General features: G+C 37.3%; 16 protein-coding genes and 1 other annotated feature (1 of these 17 cut by a window edge). All 16 genes read left to right on the top strand.

Features of this window, described 5'->3' with window-relative positions; translation table 11 throughout:
- Positions 1-175, top strand: a binding site (T-box leader) (it extends 57 nt beyond the left edge of the window).
- Between the two features lie 230 nt (positions 176-405).
- The 16 genes from ileS to J2S19_RS11775 all read left to right on the top strand — a co-directional run bounded on the left by ileS (position 406) and on the right by J2S19_RS11775 (position 18,942).
- The gene (gene ileS, locus J2S19_RS11850) at positions 406-3,168 is read left to right on the top strand and encodes an isoleucine--tRNA ligase (RefSeq protein WP_307341853.1); all 2,763 of its coding nucleotides are present in this window, start codon (positions 406-408) and stop codon (positions 3,166-3,168) included.
- A gap of 387 nt (positions 3,169-3,555) precedes the next feature.
- On the top strand, positions 3,556-3,867 hold the full coding sequence (locus tag J2S19_RS11845; protein ID WP_307342193.1) for a TraR/DksA family transcriptional regulator: 312 nt from the start codon (positions 3,556-3,558) through the stop codon (positions 3,865-3,867).
- 130 nt (positions 3,868-3,997) lie between these two features.
- Positions 3,998-4,465: a signal peptidase II gene (lspA, locus tag J2S19_RS11840; RefSeq protein ID WP_307341850.1), complete on the top strand. Its 468-nt coding sequence runs from the start codon at positions 3,998-4,000 to the stop codon at positions 4,463-4,465.
- Complete coding sequence (locus J2S19_RS11835) at positions 4,465-5,385, top strand: RluA family pseudouridine synthase (RefSeq protein ID WP_307341848.1); 921 nt, start codon at positions 4,465-4,467, stop codon at positions 5,383-5,385. Before lspA ends, J2S19_RS11835 begins: the two co-directional genes overlap by 1 nt.
- A gap of 329 nt (positions 5,386-5,714) precedes the next feature.
- Positions 5,715-6,260 carry a bifunctional pyr operon transcriptional regulator/uracil phosphoribosyltransferase PyrR gene (pyrR, locus tag J2S19_RS11830; RefSeq protein ID WP_307342189.1) on the top strand — a complete coding sequence of 182 codons (546 nt, stop codon included), beginning with the start codon at positions 5,715-5,717 and terminating at the stop codon, positions 6,258-6,260.
- A 180-nt stretch (positions 6,261-6,440) separates the two neighbouring features.
- Positions 6,441-7,718: a solute carrier family 23 protein gene (locus J2S19_RS11825; protein WP_307341845.1), complete on the top strand. Its 1,278-nt coding sequence runs from the start codon at positions 6,441-6,443 to the stop codon at positions 7,716-7,718.
- A 424-nt stretch (positions 7,719-8,142) separates the two neighbouring features.
- Positions 8,143-9,060 carry an aspartate carbamoyltransferase catalytic subunit gene (locus J2S19_RS11820; protein ID WP_307341843.1) on the top strand — a complete coding sequence of 306 codons (918 nt, stop codon included), beginning with the start codon at positions 8,143-8,145 and terminating at the stop codon, positions 9,058-9,060.
- Positions 9,044-10,333: a dihydroorotase gene (gene pyrC, locus J2S19_RS11815; RefSeq protein ID WP_307341841.1), complete on the top strand. Its 1,290-nt coding sequence runs from the start codon at positions 9,044-9,046 to the stop codon at positions 10,331-10,333. Before J2S19_RS11820 ends, pyrC begins: the two co-directional genes overlap by 17 nt.
- Entirely contained in the window at positions 10,330-11,415 is a 1,086-nt protein-coding gene (locus J2S19_RS11810) for a carbamoyl phosphate synthase small subunit (protein ID WP_307341839.1), read from the top strand. Before pyrC ends, J2S19_RS11810 begins: the two co-directional genes overlap by 4 nt.
- Entirely contained in the window at positions 11,415-14,624 is a 3,210-nt protein-coding gene (gene carB / locus J2S19_RS11805) for a carbamoyl-phosphate synthase large subunit (protein WP_307341836.1), read from the top strand. The genes J2S19_RS11810 and carB overlap by 1 nt, the downstream gene beginning before the upstream one ends.
- On the top strand, positions 14,624-15,400 hold the full coding sequence (locus tag J2S19_RS11800) for a dihydroorotate dehydrogenase electron transfer subunit (protein WP_307342186.1): 777 nt from the start codon (positions 14,624-14,626) through the stop codon (positions 15,398-15,400). Before carB ends, J2S19_RS11800 begins: the two co-directional genes overlap by 1 nt.
- 2 nt (positions 15,401-15,402) lie before the next feature.
- Entirely contained in the window at positions 15,403-16,338 is a 936-nt protein-coding gene (locus J2S19_RS11795) for a dihydroorotate dehydrogenase (RefSeq protein ID WP_307341832.1), read from the top strand.
- Entirely contained in the window at positions 16,310-17,023 is a 714-nt protein-coding gene (pyrF, locus tag J2S19_RS11790; RefSeq protein ID WP_307341829.1) for an orotidine-5'-phosphate decarboxylase, read from the top strand. Before J2S19_RS11795 ends, pyrF begins: the two co-directional genes overlap by 29 nt.
- On the top strand, positions 17,023-17,655 hold the full coding sequence (gene pyrE / locus J2S19_RS11785) for an orotate phosphoribosyltransferase (protein WP_307341826.1): 633 nt from the start codon (positions 17,023-17,025) through the stop codon (positions 17,653-17,655). Before pyrF ends, pyrE begins: the two co-directional genes overlap by 1 nt.
- Positions 17,656-18,041: 386 nt before the next feature.
- Positions 18,042-18,230: a helix-turn-helix transcriptional regulator gene (locus J2S19_RS11780; RefSeq protein ID WP_307341823.1), complete on the top strand. Its 189-nt coding sequence runs from the start codon at positions 18,042-18,044 to the stop codon at positions 18,228-18,230.
- Between the two features lie 160 nt (positions 18,231-18,390).
- A complete protein-coding gene (locus tag J2S19_RS11775) occupies positions 18,391-18,942 on the top strand; it encodes a thioredoxin family protein (protein ID WP_307341820.1) in 552 nt (183 codons plus the stop codon).
- Positions 18,943-19,423: the final 481 nt, after the last annotated feature.

Raw genomic sequence — 19,423 nt, 5'->3', positions numbered from 1 at the left:
GGTGTGAGCTCGAGATAAGGATTTAGATGAAAATCACCCTAGAGTTCCATGCTGAACATACATAATTAGTAAGCAGTGGCGTGTCATTCTCGTTACGAATGCTAAAGTGGATTAATTTAATTTATTTATTAATCTAATAGGGTGGTACCGCGAGATAAACCTTCTCGTCCCTTGTGGGATGTGAAGGTTTTTTTGTTGTTTAGGAACATATAAAATTTTCTTTACCTAGGGCTAAAACTGTGGCTAAGTGCTTGTTAACTCTTTTGCGCCTAGCCCTCCTATGTTAGTGAATTTATATTAGACAGCACAGAATGCCTACTATTCTAAAATCCATCTTATGCTTGTCGAAGCTGGTCAAGGCGCTTGTGCTTTGTTTTGTCTAAAATTTGATTGGAGGAAATGAAAATGAATTATAAAGATACTCTTCTTATGCCAAAAACAGATTTTCCTATGCGTGGGAATCTACCGAATCGTGAACCGATTATGCAAGAAAAATGGGAAGATATGAACATTTATGAAAAAGTACAGGAACGTACAAAGGATCGCCCATTATTTATCCTTCATGATGGGCCTCCATATGCAAATGGAGACATCCATATGGGGCATGCGTTAAATAAAATACTTAAAGACTTTATCGTTCGTTATAAATCAATGAGTGGTTATTGTGCTCCATATGTCCCAGGTTGGGATACACATGGCTTACCGATCGAAACAGCTCTTACTAAAAATAAAAAAGTAAAACGTAAAGAAATGTCTATCGCTGAATTCCGTAAGCTATGTGAAGAATATGCGTGGCAACAAATTAATGGCCAACGTGAACAGTTTAAACGCTTAGGTGTTCGCGGAGACTGGGAAAATCCTTATGTAACATTAACGCCTGCTTATGAAGCACAACAAATTAAAGTGTTTGGTGAAATGGCGAAGAAAGGATATATCTACAAAGGGCTGAAGCCTGTATATTGGTCACCATCAAGTGAATCAGCACTTGCTGAAGCTGAAATTGAGTACCAAGATAAGCGTTCAGCATCCATCTTCGTTGCTTTTCCAGTTAAAGACGGCAAAGGCGTTTTATCGAATGATGAACAAATTGTTATCTGGACAACTACACCATGGACCATTCCTGCCAACCTTGGTATTTCTGTTCATCCAGAATTAGAATATAGCGTAGTAGCTGTAAATGGTGAAAAGTATGTCATTGCATCAGCATTAGTAGAATCAGTTGCTAAAACAATTGGATGGGAAGATTATACAATTGACCGCACGATTAAAGGTGAAAAGCTCGATCGTATTGTAGCACAGCATCCAATATACGACCGTAGTTCATTAGTTATGTTAGGGGAACATGTAACAAGTGATGGCGGAACTGGCTGTGTTCATACTGCTCCAGGTCATGGGGAAGATGACTTTATCATCGGTCAGAAATATAATCTTGATGTTTTATGTCCTGTTGACGAAAAAGGATATATGACTAGTGAAGCAGTAGGCTTTGAAGGCTTGTTCTATGATGAAGCAAATAAAGCAATTACAGAGAAGCTACAAGAAGCTGGTGCATTACTTAAATTAGATTTTATTACGCATTCATATCCACATGATTGGAGAACGAAAAAACCAACAATTTTCCGTGCAACAGCACAATGGTTTGCTTCAATTAAGGATTTCCGTGATGAACTATTAGCTGCAGTAAAAGAGACTAAATGGGTTCCAGCTTGGGGAGAAACAAGATTATATAATATGGTTCGGGATCGTGGTGATTGGTGTATTTCCCGACAACGTGCATGGGGTGTACCAATTCCAGTATTTTATGCCGAGAATGGTGAACCAATTATTACGGATGAAACAATTGAACATGTTTCAGCTCTATTTAGAGAGCATGGTTCAAATATTTGGTTCGAACGTGAAGCGAAGGAATTGCTTCCAGAAGGATTTACACATGAAGGTAGTCCGAATGGTACATTTACAAAAGAAAACGACATTATGGATGTTTGGTTTGATTCAGGTTCTTCACATCAAGCTGTATTAGTGGAAAGAGATGACTTACAAAGACCAGCTGATTTATATTTAGAAGGGTCTGATCAGTATCGTGGTTGGTTTAACTCATCTTTATCAACTTCTGTTGCGGTTTCAGGTAAAGCGCCATATAAAGGTGTTCTAAGTCATGGATTTGCGCTTGACGGTCAAGGGCGTAAAATGAGTAAATCACTTGGAAATACGGTTCTTCCATCAAAAGTCATGAAACAACTAGGTGGAGATATTTTAAGATTATGGGTTGCATCCGTAGACTATCAGGCAGATGTTAGAGTATCAGATGCGATTTTAAAACAAGTTGCAGAGGTATATCGAAAAATTCGCAATACATTCAGATTTTTATTAGGTAATGTATCTGATTTCAATCCTAATGAAGATAAGCTAAGCCTTGATAATCTACGTGAAGTAGACCGCTATATGCTTGTTAAGCTTAATAATTTAACAAAGCGTGTGAAAGAAGCATATGACAATTACGAATTTGCAGCTATTTATCATGCAGTTCATAACTTCTGTACAATTGAGTTAAGTTCATTCTATTTAGACTTCGCAAAAGATGTACTTTACATTGAAGCAAAAGATAATCAAGAGCGTCGTGCTATTCAAACGGTTCTTTATGAAACTTTATTAACTTTAGTGAAATTAGTAACACCGATTCTACCGCATACTGCTGATGAAGTTTGGGAGCATATCGATTATGTCTCAGAAGAAAGTGTTCAGCTAGTAGATATGCCAGAGGTTCAGCAATATGCAGATGCTGAAGAACTCGAGAAAAAATGGGATACATTTATGTCGTTACGTGATGATGTATTGAAAGCATTAGAAGTCGCGCGTAATGAAAAAATAATAGGTAAGTCTTTAACAGCGAGCATTGCTTTATATCCTAATCAAGATACGAGAGCCTTGTTGGACTCAGTTAATGAAGACTTAAAACAATTATTTATCGTATCAGGCTTTGAAATTTCTGGGGATTATCAATCTGCACCTGAAAATGCACAAACATTTGATTCGATTAAAATTGTCATTTCAGAAGCAAAAGGTGATACATGTGATCGCTGTTGGATCGTAACACCAGAGGTTGGTCAAGTTCCTAAGCATCCAACATTATGCAAACGTTGTGCGACAATCGTGACTGAAAATTATTAAATAAAGAGAGGGTGACTCATACTTAAGAGTAAAACCCCTCAAGCACGATATACAGCATACTGTATATCTGTGGTTGTTGGAGGGGCGAAGCTTATGAGTCTCCCTCTTTTTTTTTGATGTATATATTTTCCGGAAAATTGAAATCAATATTGACAAAATCGAACCGCCCATTTTTTCAAAATAATGTTTTGTTATGTTAAATGGGGGGTAAAAAATATCCATTCACCAAAACGATTAAATTCATGTATTACATGGATTTCAAACAAAGGAAAATTCTTAATAGGGTGAGGTTGAAAATCTCGGGAAACACTATTGGTACATCATGAGAAGGTTAAGGAGTTGTCCATCTTGAATAAATATTATGGGATCCGGTATGAATTGCAAGTGATGAGAGAAGAGTTACGGGCAAGATTATTTGATCACAGTATGTTTGAAATGACGAATGATGATCAAGGTAAGAATAATACCTTAATCCATCATATAAAAGAAGAACTTCAAGATGTAGAACGTGCCTTACTTAAAATGGATAAAGGAATGTATGGATACTGTGAAGAAACAGGTGAGGAGATTCCTTTTGAAAAATTAAGAATTCTTCCAACAGCTAGAACAATATACGATTTCTACTTTCAAGAATTATATGAACGAAAATCACTACCTCAATATGATTACCCTCATCTTGACGAGACATATTATAGTTAAATGCATAATAGGGACTGACCCTCTATTTAAGGGGGTCTGTCCCTGAAATTAAATGTAAGTATTTCCAATGCGAACAACCATATGGTACAATTCAAGTGGATTCAATCGAATATAGAAAGTTGGGGAAGCATTGTTTTATTATATTGTTGCTGCAATTATCATTGTTTTTGACCAATTAACAAAGTGGTTAATCGTTAAAAATATGGAACCTGGAGAGAATATACCTATTATTGACAACTTCTTATACATAACTTCTCATCGAAATAGAGGCGCAGCCTGGGGAATTTTAGAAGGACAAATGTGGTTTTTTTACATAATTACAACCATTGTGATTTTCGGAATTATTTACTATATACAAAAACACACTAATGGTAATAAAATGATGGGAGTCGCTCTCGGACTTATGTTAGGTGGGGCAATCGGTAATTTTATCGATCGTATCTTTAGAAAAGAAGTTGTTGACTTTATCAATACGTACATATTTACATACGATTTCCCGATTTTTAACATCGCAGATTCTGCATTATGTGTAGGAGTAGGTTTACTATTCATTTATATGTTGTTTTTTGAAGGGAAACAAGAGAAGGAGCAAGCTTAATGGACATCGTTGAATTACAAGTGAGTGAAGAATATAAAAGTGAACGGATTGATAAGTTTTTATCTGCAAGTAACAAAGAGTGGTCTAGAACTCAAGTTCAGCAGTGGATAAAAGATGGGGTTGTAAAGGTTAATGGTGTAAACGTAAAAACAAATTATAAATGTCAGGCAGGAGACGAAATAGAACTAATTATCCCTGATCCTGAACCGCTTGACGTTATCCCGGAGCCTATGAATTTAGATATTTACTATGAGGATGAAGATGTATTAGTTGTTAACAAACCAAAAGGAATGGTCGTGCATCCAGCACCAGGTCACTTAAAAGGGACATTAGTAAACGGTTTAATGGCTCACTGTAAAGACCTATCTGGTATTAACGGCGTTTTAAGACCTGGTATCGTTCATCGAATTGATAAAGACACGTCTGGCTTACTAATGGTTGCAAAAAATGACCTTGCCCATGAAGGTTTGGTCGACCAACTAGTTAATAAAACCGTAACGAGAAGGTATAAAGCGATTGTTCATGGTAATATTCAACACGATCACGGAACGATAAATGCCCCAATAGGCAGAGATAAAGTAGACAGACAAAGTATGACTGTTACGAATGTAAGCAGTAAAGAGGCAGTTACTCATTTCCGTGTCCTAGAACGTTTTAACGAATATACATTTGTTGAGTGTCAGCTTGAAACAGGGCGTACACATCAAATTCGTGTTCATATGAAATATATTGGCTATCCTTTAGTAGGTGATCCTAAATATGGGCCAAAGAAAACATTACCACTAAATGGTCAAGCGCTTCATGCAGGCATACTAGGGTTTATTCATCCAAGAACGAAGGAATATTTAGAATTTGAAGCACCTTTACCGGAAGAATTTGAACAAGTATTAACAGAGATACGAAAGAACAGTAAAGCTTAATAAGTCCCAAAACAAAACGAAGGAGCACGCTATTAGCGTGTTCTATTTTTCAGCAATGAACGTAAAAAAGTAACAAAACAACGATATCAAATTTCTATATTAAAAAAATTGTTGACACCATTCTACATATTTGGCATAATAAACTTAACTTAATAAGGACCTTTAACACAGTCCCGAGAGGCTGAGAAGGAAAACGGAATTTGACTATGCAAATATAGCTTAGTTACATTGTGTCTTTGTCTACCCTCTCATCGCTTGGTGAGAGGGTTTTCGTTTTTAAAAGGTGACCTTTTAGTGCAATATGACAAGACGAAGGGAGAGCTGATATGATGTCTCAAAAAGCTGTTGTTTTAGATGAACAAGCGATAAGAAGAGCGCTGACAAGAATCGCTCATGAGATTATCGAAAGAAATAAAGGGATTGATGATAGTGTATTAGTCGGTATTAAGACACGTGGAATTCATCTTGCCAAAAGACTAGCTGAGAAAATTGAGCAAATCGAAGGTAATAAAATTTCGATAGGTGAGCTTGATATTACATTATATCGTGACGATTTATCATTAAAAACGAATGATCAGGAACCATTAGTTAAAGGTTCGGATATCCCGGTAGATGTGACGAATCAAAAAGTGATATTAGTTGATGATGTATTATATACTGGCAGAACTGTAAGGGCAGCAATGGACGCTCTTGTTGATATCGGAAGGCCAGCTAATATTCAACTTGCTGTCTTAGTTGACAGAGGACATCGTGAATTACCGATACGAGCCGATTATGTCGGGAAAAACATCCCAACATCTAGTTCTGAAAAGATTGTTGTAGAATTAGTTGAACAAGATGACCAAGATCAAGTGACAATCCATGAAAATGAATAAACCCTTTTAAAATTCGTCCTGTGAGACGACAAAGGGGTCAAAGGAATACAATCAGAACGATTCTGATAGTATATTCTTTTGCGCCTCTTTGCCTAAACTGCAAAGAGGTATTTTTTATAAATAGACAATTATTCATCATACACACTAACTAACATGATATTCATAACGGAGGTACTAGACATGAAAGATGAACAAATAGTATTAGACATTCACGATATACCAAAACCGCTAAATTGGTTAACATTAAGCTTCCAGCACTTATTTGCAATGTTTGGTGCTACAATTTTAGTACCATTCTTAGTTGAAATGGATCCTTCAGTTGCACTAATCTCAAGCGGTCTAGGAACATTAGCATTCATGCTTATTACAAAGGGGCAAGTACCAGCATACCTAGGTTCATCTTTTGCGTTTATTACACCGATAATTGTAGCTAAAGCTGCAGGTGGAATTGGCGCAGCGATGGTAGGAAGCTTTTTAGCTGGCTTAGTGTACGGAATCATTGCATTAATTATTAAAGGAACCGGTCATAAATGGATAATGAAGATACTACCACCGGTTGTAGTAGGGCCGGTCATTATCGTCATCGGCTTAGGTTTAGCAGGAACTGCAGTAGATATGGCAACATTAAATGGTGAAGAATATAGCTTGCAATATTTCTCGGTAGCAATTATAACCTTACTTATTACAATCATTGCATCTATATTTTTTAAAGGGTTTTTCAATCTAATCCCTGTTTTAATCGGTATTGCAGGCGGATATTTTTATTCACTGGCAATTGGAATTATTGACTTTACAAAAGTAATTGAAGCTAAATGGTTCGAGTTACCGAATTTTGTTTTCCCGTTTGTTCACTATACTCCAACGCTAAGCTTAGATATTATTGCACTAATGGTTCCAGTAGTAGTTGTTACAATCTCTGAGCATATTGGTCATCAATTAGTGTTAAGTAAGGTAGTTGGTAGAGATTATATTGAAAAGCCTGGCTTACATCGTTCAATTATGGGAGATGGAGTTGCAACAATGATAGCTGCTCTTATCGGTGGACCACCAAATACAACTTATGGTGAAAATATAGGAGTGCTTGCAATAACAAGAGTATATAGTATCTTTGTCTTAGCAGGTGCTGCGGTACTAGCAATCGTATTTGGATTTGTTGGAAAGATATCAGCGTTTATAAGTACAATTCCAACACCTGTTATGGGTGGGGTATCGATACTGCTATTCGGTATCATCGCTTCTAGTGGACTACGTATGATGATAGATAACAATCTTGATTTAGGAAATAAACGTAATCTTATTATCTCTTCAGTGATATTAGTCATTGGTATCGGTGAAGCTACAATTAAATATGGAAATTTCGATTTGCATGGAATGGCATTAGCTGCTATTATTGGGATAATTTTAAACTTAATACTCCCACATAATGATAAAGAAACAATAAATCGAGAAAATGCATAGGTTTGCTTAAATCTTTTAATGAAAGTCCAGTGAGGCTTAGAAGGGTGTAAGGCAAAGAGACGGTATGGACGTACCTTAATTTGCTCTACCTTAAAACACCCTGTTAATGATAAACAGGGTGTTATTTTTTTAGAAAGCTCTTTTCTAAAAGGTTGTAGCTGTTTGCACTAATCTTTTTAAGGGTTTGTTGGAGCGGAAGTGCGAGACTCCTGCGGGATGCGTGGGAGAGGCGAGACCCCGCAGGCGTTTACGCTGAGGAGGCTCGCCACCCACCCCGCGGAAAGCGAGTACTGTAGCGGAAACAAACCCTAAACGACAACTCGGTTAAAAGCAGCAATGTTTACGAAAACAGCCTTTTAGAAAGAAAAAAATAAAGTGTTAAGGATACTAAATTAGGTATCTACACTTAAAGGAGAGAATAGGTATGACGAATCTACTGACTATGAACGAACTTTCAAATGATGAGATTTTCTCAATCCTAGAAGATGCAAATCAATACAAAGACGGTAAGGGCTGGGTTCCAAATGATACGATTTTTGTCTCAAATTTATTTTTTGAGCCAAGCACGAGAACAAGATTTAGTTTTGAAGTCGCAGAAAAGAAGTTAGGCTTGCAAGTTCTAAACTTTACAGCTGAACATTCAAGTGTTCAAAAAGGTGAAACGTTATATGATACAGTCAAAACACTGGAATCAATCGGTGCTAATGCTGTTGTGATAAGACATCAAGAAGATCACTTTTTTGAAGAGTTGATTGGCAAGGTATCAATACCAATTATAAATGCAGGTGATGGCTGTGGGCATCATCCATCCCAGTCTTTATTGGATTTATTAACGATAAAACAAGAGTTTGGTAGTTTTAAAGATTTGACCGTGTCCATACACGGTGATATTCGTCATAGCCGTGTAGCACGCTCCAATGCAGAGGTACTAACAATGCTTGGTGCAAATGTATTGTTTTCTGGTCCTACTAAATGGCAAGACCCATTTAATCTAAACGGTCAATACGTAGCGGTAGATGAAGCGATAAAACAGTCTGATGTCGTAATGCTCCTTAGAATTCAACATGAGCGGCACAATGAAAAAACAAATCCCTTTAACTACTTAACAGAGTATGGATTGACTAAGACAAGAGAAAGACAAATGAAAAAAAATGCAATTATTATGCATCCAGCTCCAGTAAACCGTAATGTAGAAATTGATGCAGACTTAATAGAATGTGAACGTTCTAGAATCTTTAAGCAAATGGAAAACGGAGTATTTGTACGAATGGCAATATTGAAAAGAGCACTTCAACAAATAACAAATAATCAGGAGGTTAACGGACATGTCATTTATTCTTAAAAATGGTTTAATCGTAAATAATCTTGGTGAGTTACAGCCTGCAGATATTAAGGTTGAAAATGGTAAAGTTGTTGAAATTGTAGAAGGTATCATCAATCAAGATGGAGTGAAAGAAATAGATGTAAAAGGACAGCTTGTTTCAACTGGATTTGTTGATTTACATGTCCACTTAAGAGAGCCTGGTGGAGAGCATAAAGAGACAATTGAAACAGGGACGAAAAGTGCTGCAAAAGGTGGCTTTACTACAATTGCTCCTATGCCAAATACGAGACCTGTACCTGATACGAAGCAACAAATGGAGTGGCTGCAACATCGTATTAAAGAAACTGCGATTGTAAAGGTACTACCATATGCTGCGATAACAACAAGACAATTAGGCGAAGAGTTAACAAACTTCAAGGAGTTGAAGGAAGCAGGTGCCTTTGCATTTACTGATGATGGTGTTGGTGTACAATCAGCAGGAAAAATGTTAGAAGCAATGAAACAAGCAGCTGCGATAGGTGCAGCAATTGTTGCTCATTGTGAAGAAAATACATTAATTAATAAAGGCTCAGTTCATGAGGGGAAATTCTCTGCTGAACATGGTATTAACGGAATACCTTCAGTTTGTGAGTCAGTACATATTGCAAGAGATATATTACTTGCAGAAGCAGCCGGATGTCACTATCACGTCTGTCATATTAGTACAAAGGAATCAGTACGTGTCGTAAGGGATGCAAAGCGGGCAGGGATTAATGTAACAGCTGAAGTAACGCCTCATCATTTACTATTATGTGAAGAAGATATCCCTGGTTTGGATACAAATTATAAAATGAATCCTCCTTTACGTGGCAAAGCAGACCAAGAGGCACTCATAGAGGGATTATTAGATGGTACGATTGATTTTATTGCAACAGACCATGCACCACACGCGGAAGAAGAGAAGGCAGAAGGGATGCAATTAGCACCATTTGGAATTGTAGGACTTGAAACAGCTTTCCCTTTACTTTATACACATTTTGTCCAAACGAACAAAATGACTCTTAAGCATTTATTAGATTTCTTAACAGTGAAACCTCAGCAAGCATTTGGTTTGCAGTTAGGTGGACTTGAAGTAGGTGCTGATGCTGATTTAACAGTGATTGATTTAGAAGCAGAAGCAAAAATTGACCCAGAGAGCTTTTTATCAAAAGGGAAAAACACACCTTTCAAAGATTGGGTATGTAAAGGCTGGCCAACATTAACGGTTGTAGATGGCAATATCGTTTGGGAAAAAGGAGGCATTACTGTATGAAAAGACAATTAATTTTAGAAGACGGTACAGTATTTTTAGGAGAAGGCTTTGGTAGTGATAAAGAAAATATCGGTGAAGTAGTATTCAATACAGGAATGACTGGCTATCAAGAAATTTTGTCAGACCCATCATATTGCGGTCAGATTGTGACATTAACATATCCTTTAATAGGAAACTACGGCATTAATCGCGATGATTTTGAGACAATTTCTCCATTCATCCACGGATTTGTCGTAAAAGAGTATTGTGATTATCCATCAAACTGGAGAAATGAATATTCGATTGACGAATATTTTAAAATGAAAAATATTCCTGGTATCTCAGGAATCGATACAAGAAAGCTAACTAGAATCATTAGAATGTACGGTACATTAAAAGGGGCAATTTGTTCAGCTGACGCAAATCCTGAAGAGGTAATTGCTAAATTAAACAAAACAGAGTTACAAACAAATCAAGTTGAAACAGTATCTACGAAAACTGCCTATCCAAGTCCAGGGAGAGGTCATCGCGTTGTATTAGTAGATTACGGTATGAAGCATGGTATTTTAAGAGAGTTAAATAAACGAAACTGTGATATCGTTGTTGTTCCACATACAATTACTGCAGAAGAGGTACTACAATTAAAACCAGACGGAATTATGTTATCAAACGGTCCTGGAGACCCGAAGGATGTACCTGAAGCAATCGAAATGATTAAAGGAATACTTGGGAAAATACCGTTATTCGGAATTTGTTTAGGTCATCAACTATTTGCTTTAGCTTCAGGAGCTAATACAGAAAAAATGAAGTTTGGTCACCGTGGTTCGAACCATCCTGTAAAGGAGCTTAGCACAGGTAAAGTAGATATTACTTCACAAAATCATGGCTACACAGTAACGGCTGAATCGATTAATCATACAGACCTTGAAATTACGCATGTTGCCTTAAATGACGGCACTGTCGAAGGTTTAAAACATAAAACAGCACCAGCATTTACGGTTCAATACCATCCTGAAGCATCACCAGGTCCTGAGGATGCAAATGGACTATTTGACCAATTTTTAGAAATGATTGAAGCGAATAAGAAAGAAGGGGTTCTATAATGCCAAAACGTACTGACATAAATAAAATTCTTGTTATCGGTTCAGGTCCAATCGTAATTGGTCAAGCTGCAGAGTTTGACTACGCAGGAACGCAAGCATGTATCGCACTTAAAGAAGAGGGCTATGAAGTCGTATTAGTGAACTCAAATCCAGCAACGATTATGACTGATACAGAGATTGCTGATAAGGTTTATATTGAGCCTCTCACACTAGAGTTTCTAAGTAATATTATTCGTAAAGAACGTCCAGATGCACTCGTCCCAACACTTGGTGGTCAAACTGGATTAAATCTTGCAGTAGAATTAGCGGAATCAGGTGTTTTAGATGAGTGTGGTGTAGAAATACTTGGAACAAAGCTATCAGCAATTAAACAAGCGGAAGACCGTGACCTTTTTCGAACATTAATGAATGATTTAAATGAGCCAGTTCCAGAAAGTGATATTATTCATAACTTAGACGAAGCCCGAGCATTTGTCGACAAAATAGGTTACCCGGTTATCGTCCGCCCTGCATATACATTAGGTGGTACTGGTGGCGGAATTTGTGAGAATGAAGAAGAACTAATTGAAATTGTCTCAAGTGGTTTAAAGAATAGTCCAGTTACACAATGTCTACTAGAAAAAAGCATTGCTGGTTATAAAGAAATTGAATACGAGGTTATGCGTGATTCAAATGACCATGCTATCGTTGTTTGTAACATGGAAAACTTTGACCCAGTAGGTGTTCATACAGGTGATTCAATCGTTTTTGCGCCGAGTCAAACATTAAGTGACCGTGAGTATCAAATGCTCCGTAATGTCTCATTGAAAATTATTCGTGCTCTTAAAATCGAAGGGGGCTGTAATGTTCAACTTGCATTAGACCCAAATAGCTTTAAATATTACATTATTGAGGTTAATCCTCGTGTAAGCCGCTCGTCAGCACTAGCTTCAAAAGCGACTGGTTATCCAATTGCGAAATTAGCAGCGAAAATTGCTGTTGGTCTAACACTTGATGAAATGGAAAATCCAGTAACAGGTAAAACATACGCTTGTTTTGAACCTGCCTTAGACTATATCGTTTCAAAAATTCCACGCTGGCCATTTGATAAGTTTGAATCAGCAAATCGCCGTTTAGGGACGCAAATGAAGGCAACTGGTGAAGTAATGGCAATCGGTCGGACTCTTGAAGAATCTTTATTAAAAGCAGTCCGCTCATTAGAATCAGATGTCTCTTACTTACGATTAAATGATGCTGAAACATTTTCAGATGAGCTGATTGAAAAACGAATTCGTAAAGCTGGTGATGAACGACTGTTCTACATTGCTGAAGCATTTAGAAGAGGTGTTACGAAAGAGCAAATCCATGAATGGAGCGAAATTGATTTATTTTTCTTAATGAAAATTGAGAAAATAATTACATTTGAACAAAATATAAAGGAAAATCCATATGAGCTTACTACTCTTCAAAAAGCAAAGGAAATGGGCTTCTCAGACTCTGAGATTGCTAGCTTATGGAATACGAGTGAGCTAGAAGTTTATGAATTACGTAAACAAGCAAGTATTACACCAGTTTATAAAATGGTCGATACATGTGCAGCAGAATTTGAATCGGCTACACCTTATTTTTACGGAACGTTTGAAGAAGAGAATGAATCAATTGTTACTGATAGAGAAAGTGTTGTAGTACTAGGCTCTGGACCAATTCGTATCGGTCAAGGAGTAGAATTTGACTATGCTACTGTTCACTCAGTATGGGCAATAAAAGAAGCAGGATATGAAGCGATTATTGTAAATAACAATCCCGAAACAGTTTCAACCGATTTCAGTATTTCAGATAAATTATACTTTGAGCCGTTAACGATTGAAGATGTGATGCACATTATAGATTTAGAAAAACCTAAAGGTGTTGTCGTTCAATTCGGTGGACAAACTGCGATTAACCTTGCAAGTGAGCTGCAAGCTAGAGGTGTAAAAATACTTGGTACTTCTTTAGAAGATTTAGACCGTGCTGAGGACCGTGATAAATTTGAACAAACACTTGCAACACTAAATGTACCACAACCGTTAGGAAAAACAGCTACTTCAGTAGAGCAAGCAGTTAAAATCGCAGCAAATATCGGTTACCCTGTACTAGTGCGTCCTTCATATGTTCTAGGTGGACGTGCGATGGAAATAGTCTATCAGGAATCTGAACTATTACACTATATGAAAAACGCGGTCAAAATTAATCCACAACACCCAGTTCTGATTGATAAATATTTGACAGGGAAAGAAATTGAAGTGGATGCCATTTCTGATGGGAATACCGTTTTAATACCAGGAATTATGGAACATATTGAACGCGCAGGTGTTCACTCTGGTGACTCAATTGCGGTTTATCCACCACAATCGTTATCAGCAGAAGTAAAAAGCAAAATTATTGAGTATACGACAAGCCTAGCAAAAGGGTTAAACATTATTGGCCTTCTAAATATCCAATTTGTTTTATCTAAAGGTGATGTATACGTACTTGAGGTCAATCCTCGCTCAAGTCGGACAGTACCATTTTTGAGCAAGATTACTGGTGTTCCTATGGCAAATCTTGCAACGAAGGTTATCCTAGGTGCAACTTTAGAACAATTGGGCTATGAATCAGGATTATACCCTGAAAGTGAAGGAGTATATGTTAAGGCGCCTGTGTTTTCATTTGCAAAGCTTCGTAACGTTGACATCACGCTAGGACCAGAAATGAAATCAACAGGTGAAGTAATGGGTAAGGATGTTACACTAGAGAAAGCTTTATATAAAGCACTAGTAGCATCAGGTATTCAAATTAAAAACCATGGGTCAGTTCTTCTGACTGTTGCTGATAAAGATAAAGAGGAAGGCTTAGAGATTGCAAGACGTTTCCATGAAATCGGCTATCAAATTCTAGCCACGAGTGGTACAGCACAATATATTCAGTCATATAATATTCCAGCAAAAGTGGTCAATAAAATTGGTGCAGAGGAACCTAATTTACTAGATGTTATCCGTAAAGGTGAAGCACAGTTTGTTATAAATACATTAACAAAAGGTAAACAACCAGCAAGAGACGGCTTTAAAATCCGTCGTGAATCTGTCGAAAATGGAATTCCATGTTTAACATCACTAGATACAGCAGATGCGATTTTAAGAGTACTAGAATCAATGACATTTTCAACAGAAACAATGAAGAAAAACCCACAGCTAGAGGTGAGCTTGACGTGATAAAACAAGAGCTGATGGTCATAACAAAGCATGAAAAAATTGCGGAACATATTTTTCAACTAACACTTCAAGGTGAGCTTGTAGCTGAAATGGGTAACCCTGGACAATTTGTTCATTTAAAAGTTTCAGACGGGTCAACTCCCTTACTAAGAAGACCGATCAGTATTTCTGAAATAAATAAAGATACAAACGAATTTACAATGATTTATCGTGCAGAAGGAGCTGGTACACAGCTCCTTTCTAAAAAGAAACAGGAAGATGTAGTTGATGTGCTAGGACCACTTGGAAACGGATTTCCACTTGGCGATGTTAAAAGTGGACAAGTGGCTTTATTAGTAGGGGGAGGCATTGGTGTCCCACCATTATTAGAACTTTCAAAGCAATTAGTTGCAAAAGGCGTAAAAGTACAACACGTATTAGGCTTCCAAACTAGTTCAGCTGTTTTTTTAGAGAAAGAATTTTCTAAACTAGGTAAAACAATCGTTACTACAGATGATGGCTCATATGGCTATAAAGGTTTTGTGACGACAGCAATTGAAGATTATCAATTACAGTTCGATTGTATGTATACATGTGGTCCTACACCAATGTTAAGAGTATTAGAGAAGCTTCATGGACATAATCCATTATTCTTATCATTAGAAGAACGAATGGGCTGCGGAATTGGTGCATGCTTTGCTTGTGTCTGTCATACAGCAGATGACCCAACAGGAGCTAGTTACAAAAAGGTATGTAGTGATGGCCCTGTTTTCAAGGCCGGAGAGGTGGTTTTATAATCATGTTAAATATCCAATTACCAGGTTTGTCACTTAAAAACCCGATTATGCCAGCTTCCGGTTGTTTCGGATTTGGTCGTGAATATAGTCAACTATTCGATCTGAATCAACTCGGTTCGATTATGATTAAAGCGAGTACGCAAGAAGCAAGATTTGGGAATCCGACTCCTCGAGTTGCTGAAACCGAATCAGGAATGTTAAATGCGATAGGCTTACAAAATCCAGGAGTTGAAAAAGTCGTCTCTGAAGAACTCGTATGGTTAGAGCAATTTGACGTACCAATTATTGCAAACGTGGCAGGCTCACAAGTTGAGGACTATGTATATGTTGCAGAAAAAATCAGTCAGTCTAAAAATGTTAAGGCTCTCGAGTTAAATATTTCATGCCCGAATGTAAAAACAGGTGGAATTGCCTTTGGTACGATTCCAGAGGTTGCAGCTCAATTAACAAAAGCTGTGAAGGAAGTTTCTGCTGTACCAGTGTATGTCAAGTTATCCCCTAATGTTGCGAACATTGTTGAAATGGCAAAAGCAATTGAACATGCAGGTGCTGATGGTTTAACAATGATAAATACATTGATTGGGATGAGGCTAGATATCAAGACGGGTAAACCTGTTATTGCAAATAAGACTGGAGGTTTATCTGGTCCTGCAATAAAACCTGTGGCAATTCGAATGGTGTATGAAGTAAGTCAAGCTGTCTCGATACCGATTATCGGTATGGGTGGAATACAGACGGTTGATGATGTCATTGAATTTCTCTATGCTGGAGCAAGTGCTGTAGCCGTAGGGACAGCGAACTTTGTCAATCCATTTGTATGTCCAGAAATTATTGCCGAACTTCCAAACCGATTAAAGGAATTAGGGTTTGAACATGTTAGTGAATGTGTCGGAAGGAGCTGGAAACAGGATGCAAAGACCGCTAATTATAGCTCTTGATTTCAAAGGACGTAACGAAATAACTAGTTTTTTGAATCATTTTGCAGACGAGAAGCTATTTGTAAAAGTCGGGATGGAATTATTTTATCAAGAAGGCCCTTCAATTATTTCTAATATTAAAGAGCGTGGTCACGATATATTTTTAGATTTAAAGCTCCATGATATACCGAATACAGTTAAGCAAGCGATGAAAGGCTTAGCTAGACTGGAAGTAGATATCGTCAATGTTCATGCTGCCGGTGGGAGAAAGATGATGGAAGCTGCTATTGAAGGATTAGAAGCAGGGACAACATTGGGGAAACCTCGTCCTGCATGTATAGCCGTTACCCAATTAACAAGTACATCACAAGCCATGGTGGAACAGGAATTATTAATTAATCAAAAAATAGAAGATATTGTCCTTCACTACGCGCGTATGACTAGAGAAAGTGGTTTAGATGGTGTTGTTTGTTCTACACATGAAGTAGAGTCAATTAATAACCGTTTAGGTACATCCTTTATGACGGTAACACCAGGGATTCGTATGCTTGAAGATGCAGTCGATGACCAAACAAGAATCGCAACACCTCAATTAGCGCGTAAACTTGGTTCAACAGCAATTGTTGTAGGGAGAAGTATTACGAAAAAGCAGAACCCGTACGAAGCATATTTACAAGTGAAAAAAGCCTGGGAGGGAAATGTGTAATGAAGCAATCAATCGCAAAGCAATTATTAGAAATTAAGGCAGTATATCTTCAGCCAAATGAGCCATTTACTTGGTCGAGTGGGCTGAAATCTCCAATCTATTGTGATAATCGTCTAACGTTGTCCTTCCCAAATCTACGCTCGCAAATTGCTGAAGGTCTTTCAAGCTTAATTCAAGAGCACTACACCGATGTGGAGGTTATTGCAGGAACCGCAACGGCTGGAATTCCCCATGCAGCTTGGGTTAGTGATAAACTCAATTTACCAATGTGCTATGTAAGAAGTAAAGCAAAAGGACATGGTAAAGGAAATCAAATTGAAGGACAAGTACGTGAAGGTCAAAAAGTAGTAGTTGTTGAAGATTTAGTATCTACAGGCGGTAGTGCAATTACTGCAGTAGAAGCGTTACGTGCTGCGGGTTGTGACGTGCTTGGGATTGTCTCAATATTTACATATGGCTTAACAATTGGAGAAAACAAACTTGCTGAAGCAAACATTCATGCTGTTTCTTTAAGTGATTATGATACTTTGATTGATGTCGCTGTGACAGAAGGATACATAAATGAGCAAGATATCAATAAGTTAAAAAGTTGGAGAGAAAATCCTTCATCTGAAGCATGGCTAAATAGTTAAGGTACGAATCTTGGCCTGCAGTTTCCAGAAATATTAAAATCCGGACTATCAAATGAAATTCTAATCTGAATTTCGTGTTAGTTCGGATTTTTTGTTGGCAGTTGCAGTATGATGGAGACTTCGCACAACACATGTAACATGTGTTGTGCGAAGAGCCCCAATATCAAACGGCTATTAGCATTAATACGTTTAGCGACTATCCGCTTCTAATTAAATGGTGATTTTCTTAATTTCAAATTTGCTTTCGTTCGAGAGATTTTATAGTTAAGAATAGTAAAAACTAATTTATAAAGGTGACAAAAATCTTTGACAGTAAAATGTGATTATTTTACAATAGATGTGTAAAACATCTTTGACAATACACTTACGACAAAGGAGATGATTCCTTGAAAAATGATATTAGAAAATATCGTGAAAGGCTAAATATCTCACAAGGGAAGTTAGCAGAATTATGCGATGTCACCCGGCAGACAATTAATGCAATAGAAAACAATAAATATAATCCAAGTCTAGAGCTTGCATTTGAATTAGCTAAAAACTTAGGTGTCAAAGTTGATGAACTATTTAAACCATAGGCTGTTTTCGTATACATTGTTGCTTTATACATAGTTAGCGGTTTGGGTTGGTCTCCGCTACAGTTCTCGCTTTCCGCGGGGGTGGTGGTGAGATCCCAATAAACCTAGTAAGTCACAATAGAGAGAGAAAAAACTAAATTAATTAATAGAGGTGACCTGCATGAACTTGAAACAATGGTTTAACAAAGGAATGACATATGAACAATATCAACAACATATGCAAGTCAATAAGGATGAAATGCTTTCAATCTATGAAAGGTTCACAATTGATGAATCGTTGCAACAGGATATCAAAAAAATGTCGATGAAACAAATTGACGTCATAGTCATTACAGAAGATTGGTGTGGAGACGCTCTAGTAAATATACCAATACTAATGAAAATTGCTGCAGAAACAAATATGAAAGTTCGATTTATTTTAAGAGATGAAAATCTAGAATTAATGGATCAATATTTAACTAATGGAACAGCCCGAGCGATTCCGATATTTATATTTATTGATTCAAACGGCAACGAACAAGCAGTATGGGGCCCAAGGGCTGATTACATTCAGCAAATCGTAGATGCTGAAAGAAACAAGCTTCCAGCTAAAGAATCATCAGACTACAAGGAAAGACAAGATGAAATGATAAAAAATCTAAAAGAACGCTATATGGAAGATGAGCAGCTATGGAATATCATCTCCCAAAGTATATTCTCAAGGCTTTTATGATGGAGAGGGACGGTTTGAACCACTGAAAAATATACAAATCTATGATGAGCATCTTCCAACAGTTAATGAACAAATATAGTAGATTATCCTAAATATAGTTTGAGGGGATCTGATTGCGGGACCCCTCCGAGATGCATGGAAGAGGTGAGCAGGCGTTTACGCTGAGGAGGCTCAGCACCCACCCTGAGGAAAGCGGTACTGCAAGAGGAGACAAAGCCTAAACGATAACTCAGTTAAAAGCAACAATATTTACGAAAACAGCCAAATTAAAAGACCAAACATATTCTATTAACTCAACTTTCGCATCGAAAAATGAGCGATAGGTTCAACCAACAGTAGTTGCTAATGTCATTCAAGTACGATCATTGACACAATAAAAATGCATAAAAAAACACCTATCCGTTTGGTATAGTTGATTTGTCGAGAATCAAAATTCCATACAGAAGAGGTGTCCTCTATATGATAGCGAATAATGACCAAA

It is taken from the genome of Metabacillus malikii, assembly GCF_030813355.1.
In the GTDB taxonomy this organism is placed as follows: domain Bacteria; phylum Bacillota; class Bacilli; order Bacillales; family Bacillaceae; genus Metabacillus; species Metabacillus malikii.
The sequence above is the reverse complement of the archived record's forward strand: the minus strand, read 5'-3'. Positions and strand labels throughout refer to the sequence as shown.